Source organism: Syntrophomonas sp. UBA5494 (assembly GCF_002426325.1).
This window is the reverse complement of record NZ_DIPG01000049.1, coordinates 11,330-15,392: the sequence shown is the minus strand read 5'-3', so window position 1 is coordinate 15,392 and position 4,063 is coordinate 11,330. Positions and strand designations below refer to the sequence as shown.

The window sequence follows — 4,063 nt, the reverse complement described above, 5'->3', positions numbered from 1 at the left end:
GCGTCCACATGGGTAACGGCCAGTTTCTCCACCTGGGGAGACAGGGCGGAAAAAGCCTCCACAATCCGGGTTACTGCCTTGTGTTTGGTGCGGATCTTGTCAAACACATCTATTTTGCCTTCATGCAAGTACAAAATCGGCTTGATCTGCAGCATGTTGCCGAAATATTTGGCGGCCGGGCCGATGCGCCCGCCTCTTGACAGGTATTCCAGATTATCTACCACGAAAAATACTTTGGTCTTGGGGATCATACGTTTCAACTCATTCAGGATGGCATCCATGCCCTGCCCGTCCTGGCGCATTTCGCAGACCCTTATTATCTGCAGAGCCAGACCTATGGTAGAAGACCATGAATCTATTACATGAATCCTGACATCACTCCGGTTCAGCAGCCCCTGGGCCATCTCCGCAGAATGCCAGGTGCCGGAGAGACGCGAGGATATCACTATCACCAGGGCTTCGTCGCCGAGGGGCAGTGAGCGGTAGACTTCTAAAAAATCGCCGGCTGACGGCTGCGAGGTAGTCGGAAAGACCGGTTGACTGCGCATGACCTGGTAGCATTCGCGATTGCTTAAATCTATACCTTCCCGGTACTGTCTGCCTTGCATCATTACATTAAGAGGGACTACCCGAATATCCTCGTCTTTCAGCATACTTTCAGTGAGGTATGCCGTACTGTCAGTTATAATGTGTATGGCCATTTCAATTATTCCCTTCACACCTGAATATGATGGTAAATATAATTGAACAGCCGCGAACTGTCAATATTTAAGCCGGTTATTTAGACTTTAAGACTGTTTGCGTTCTGCCCCAAGAACTGAACCCTGATCTGAGCGTATTTTTCTTCCAGATCGCCGATAATAGAGGTTATCTTTTGAAAATCATGCTCCCGGGCGGCTTTTTCCAATTTGCCGGCCAGCTGTGAAATGGCTGCCAGGCCATACATGCCGGCAGTACCCTTAATGTCGTGCCCCAGGCTCTGCAATCCGGGCAGGTCTTTTTTTCTCCAGGAGGCGTACAGGGATTCCAGCATTTCACCCAGCATTTCGAGAAGCTCAGGCATCAGCTCATTGATGAGCAATCTGTCATTTTCCAAGGCGGTGTCTCTGTTCTGTTGAGGCAGGTGCTGAGTTATTATTTCCGCCAGTTCCCTGGCTTTAAAGGGCTTGGAGATATAATCGGTACAACCGCTGGCCAGACATTTTTCCCGGTCACCCACCATGGAATTGGCGGTCATGGCGATAACCGCCACATGATTGAGGCTGGCATCCTGGCGAATTATCCCGGCAGTTTCATATCCGTCCATAACCGGCATCTGCATATCCAGCAAAACTACATCGAACGACTCTTGATGCAGGGCGTTCAGGCATTCCAGGCCATTGCTTACCACACGGCAGTAGAAGCCATAATTATGCAGCATCTGTGAAACAATTTTTTGATTCAATAAATTGTCTTCAGTGACAAGAATGCGGGCGGGGTCAAAATTCAGTACAGCGTTGTCAGCAGTTTGTGCTGCCGGTGATATGCCGCCGTGATTTGGCTCAGCAGTCCCTGCAGCCTCCTGCAAGGGTATTTCTATATAGATGGTGGTGCCTATTCCAAACTGGCTTTCTGCCCGAATCGTACCCTCCATTAGATTGACCAGCTTCTGGCAGATATATAAACCCAGCCCGGTTCCTCCGTATTTACGGGTAGTGGAACTATCCGCCTGAGTAAAGGGAGCGAAAATCTCCGGCAATTCTTCAGAGCTTATGCCGATGCCGGTATCCTTAACGGCCACTGCCAGGCGCGGGTCGTCAGGGGAGCCGCTTTTGCAGGCTTCAATGGTGACCGAGCCCTGATGTGTGAATTTTACTGCATTGCTCAGTACATTACTCAGTATCTGCTGCATCTTGGCCTGATCCAAATAGATCATCTCGGGCAGTTCTTCGTCAACGTTTAACTGTACCTTTAAACCTTTGGCCTGTAACAATGGCTCCACGATTTTCAAGGACCGGCTGAGCAGGGGGCGGATGCGGCAGCAAGTAGGGTTGAGGTTGACCAGGCCAACTTCGATTTTGGATACATCGAGAATTTCGTTGATAATCGCCAGCAATTGTTCGCTGCATTCTCTAATCACATTTAAATTTTCCTGTTGGTTACGGTTCAAAGCGCTTTGCTCCAACAAGTCCACCGAGCCCAGCACACCTATCATGGGGGTTCTGATTTCATGGCTGATATTAGCCAGGAATTGACTTTTTGCCTGGTTGGCGGACTCGGATTCATGGAGGGTAATAACGGTTTCGGTAATATCTGTTGCGGTGATGACCTGACAATTGGGCAGATCCTCTATAAGCTCAATACGGTATCTGAAGAATCGTTCCTGCTCATTGACAATGCGCTTAGATTCAAACTGAACACTATTATTGTTAGCTAAACCGGTCTGCACCTCCAGGAGGTCAGGTTGGGAAATCGATAAGATCTCGGCCAGGACAGCTTCGTCCACTACCGTGGCTTCATTCAATTCAAACAGCTTTTCGGCGGGCGCATTTTGGTAGAGCAGCATGCCGTCAGGGTTTAAGACCAGGATACTATGCGGCAGTTGGTTGAGGATCATAGACTGGCAGTGTGCTATATCCCGCTCATAGCTGTTAACACATCCTGAAGCAGGTTTTTTCGACTCACGGTTGCGCTGCTGCCAAAACGCGTAAAAAGCGATAAAAAGTGCTGCACTCATTATGGCCCCGGGCAGGTAAAATTGACACAATCTTGTCACTATTGCCGGATTATTAAAGTATATTGTCAGACTTGAAATAAGAAATATGAGGCAGACAGCGATTACAACTCCCCGCCCGCTTAGTAAATAAGACATGATTGCCTGTCCTCCGCTACAATAATTCAAAATCTCCAAAAAAAGGGGGTAACTATAAGATACAGCATCAGAGCTGAGAAAAATGTCTGCTTATGGTTAGAAACAGTAGTTTTTTTTAGAGTATGTTGACGAAGCTTGTATAAATAAATCGCTTTTGATATCCAGTGGAGCTATTCAGATTGAATTATCCGGGGTTTAACTGGAAAGGAGAATTGTGGAACGGAGCGAAACCCGTCCTTTTTTGGCAGGAATTATAGGCATTCTGGTGAAATATTAGTAATAGTAACGCGTATTTAGAATTATGAAAAAGTATCGGGGAGGACTTATTATGCGTGTCAACAAATTTGCTGCCGGCTTCGCTGTTCTGGCCTTGGTTTTAGGACTCCTGTTAATCCAGCCTCTGGCACTGGCCCAGCGGGCGGTAACTATATTTTTGGATGGCCGGGAGATTCGATCCGACGTGGCTCCGGTAATTATTGACGGACGCACCATGGTGCCCATTCGCGCCATCAGTGAGGGTCTGGGCATGGCAGTGGAATGGGATGATAAGAACTATCGGGTTTTAATCAGCAGCGCAACTGTACCGGTTAGCGGGACAATCCCTTCCTTTGCCGACAATTTGGACATTCGCGGGCAAGCCGTCCTCAGTGCCGAGCAATTAGAGGCTTTGATGATTAAGAACAATCCCGACGCCCCCCGCGAATTGCCGGAATTGTACCTGAGCATTGGCGCTGAGTATGGAATCAGAGGGGACATAGCCTTTTGCCAGGCTGCTAAAGAAACCGGCTGGTGGAGATTCGGCGGTCTGGTTCAGCCTTATCAGAACAATTATTGCGGTCTGGCAGCGACCGGGCAGGCTGCGACCGGTGCGGAGGATCTGCGCGGGGCGGATCCTGGCCGGGTACGGTTTGAAAATGGAGTGCACGGCGCCATTTTCTCCTCCCCCGCTGCCGGGGTTGAAGCCCATATCCAGCATTTGTACGCTTACGCCTGCAAGAATACCCTGCCGTCTGGAAAAAGCCTTGTAGATCCCCGGTTTGTCCTGATCACCCGCGGTATAGCGGCACAATGGAGCGATCTGAACGGGCGCTGGGCTGTACCCGGAGTGGGCTATGGAGAAAGCATATTGACGGATTATTATTATAAAGCCTTTACCAGTACCTCCAATTATGCCCTGAGTGAGCAGGAGCAACTGAAGCGCTTGCAGATGGA

General features: G+C 49.2%; 3 protein-coding genes. 1 reads left to right on the top strand and 2 read right to left on the bottom strand.

Annotated elements, in window-relative coordinates; translation table 11 throughout:
- Window positions 1-719, bottom strand: a 719-nt coding sequence (locus tag B3W37_RS05690) for a DegV family protein (RefSeq protein WP_483175027.1), incomplete at its 3' end; no start/stop codon positions are given.
- Window positions 720-781: 62 nt separating this feature from the next.
- Window positions 782-2,716 carry an ATP-binding protein gene (locus B3W37_RS05685; protein WP_483175026.1) on the bottom strand — a complete coding sequence of 645 codons (1,935 nt, stop codon included), beginning with the start codon at window positions 2,714-2,716 and terminating at the stop codon, window positions 782-784.
- A gap of 463 nt (window positions 2,717-3,179) precedes the next feature.
- Between B3W37_RS05685 and B3W37_RS05680 the strand changes: the two genes are divergently transcribed.
- The coding region (locus tag B3W37_RS05680) for a stalk domain-containing protein (protein WP_483175025.1) at window positions 3,180-4,063 on the top strand (884 nt) is incomplete at its 3' end.

Bases quoted from the DNA above. Each gene is read 5' to 3' on its own strand.
- B3W37_RS05685 (WP_483175026.1), bottom strand. From the start codon at position 2,716: ATGAGTGCAGCACTTTTTATCGCTTTTTACGCGTTTTGGCAGCAGCGC.